Genomic DNA, 1121 nt, shown 5'->3' on the forward strand with positions numbered 1-1121 from the left:
ACTAATCGTTGTGAAGATATCTCTGAAGATATTGCCGAATGCTATCTGAAAGAATGTGAAGAGCAGTGTTTCAACGGCAATATACCTCACGACTTTGTTAAAGACAGTAACGCATACGGTTTTTTTTTAGAAGAAATCGAACAGCAGCGATATGAAGATGAAACTTACGGGACTTATGAACAGCAGCACCGTCTAACTCTTTCGGATGTCATTCCAAATTACCCACATTATACAGGGCGCTTTTAAAAACGCCCTCCTCTTTCCTCTTATTAAATGATCGGATGGAGTAAACTTATGAATAATCCTATCGCTATTACAAATAACACCATTAACGAAGAAAGCGTTCAGACAGTAAATGCACGTGAATTACATGTCTTTTTGGAGAGTAAACAAGATTTTTCTACTTGGATAAAAAAACGTATTATGACCTATGCTTTCCTTGATGGAAGGGACTTTATTCGCTTCCACAAAAAAATGGAAGCGAACAATGCCATAGCAGTAGAATACTATCTTACCTTAGACATGGCGAAAGAGCTTGCCATGGTCGAGCGTAATAAAAAAGGAAAGCAAGCAAGAGAATACTTTATCGAATGCGAGCGGCGTGCAAAGCAAGTTGTTACACCACAAATCGATTACTCAAGTCCACAAGCGATGATTGGCTTTTTGAATTACCTACAAGGACAAATAAATCAAAAAGATACCATCATTGAAGATTTAAAACCAAAAGCAATGGCTCTTGAAAGCTTACAACGCTCTGATGGGCTCTTCGGTCTTACTGAAGCCGCTAAAGTGCTCGAAATGCAACCAAAACAATTCATTCTCTTCTTACAGAAAAAAAGATGGGTTTATCGACGCACTTTCGGGGCTCACTTATTGCCTTATCAAGACAAAATACAAAAAGGACTAATGGATTGCTCAACCCACATCATTCAAACAACAAAAAAGGCTGAAAAAGTCATTCCTTCAGCAAAAATCACAACAAAAGGCATGGGGGTGCTGTCTCAAGAGATTAAAAGACAAAGCATGCATTAAGAGGCTATCATTATGGAAAAGAAATATGAACTTACTGATGAAACAATCGAAGTTGATGGACATACTCTACGCCGCATATGTGCTTTAAA

Annotated in this window: 1 protein-coding gene and 1 pseudogene; both read left to right on the forward strand. The window is 38.1% G+C overall.

The genetic code is table 11. The annotated features are described in order from the left end of the window. Window positions 1-246, forward strand: a pseudogene (locus ACFIMQ_RS09390) (hypothetical protein); the annotation flags it as partial. Between the two features lie 48 nt (window positions 247-294). Next, on the forward strand, window positions 295-1032 hold the full coding sequence (locus ACFIMQ_RS09395) for an antA/AntB antirepressor family protein (RefSeq protein ID WP_375703928.1): 738 nt from the start codon (window positions 295-297) through the stop codon (window positions 1030-1032). The last annotated feature ends 89 nt before the right edge of the window (window positions 1033-1121 follow it).

Origin of the sequence: Bartonella sp. AD13SXNS, assembly GCF_042196465.1 — a bacterium.
Lineage (GTDB): Bacteria > Pseudomonadota > Alphaproteobacteria > Rhizobiales > Rhizobiaceae > Bartonella.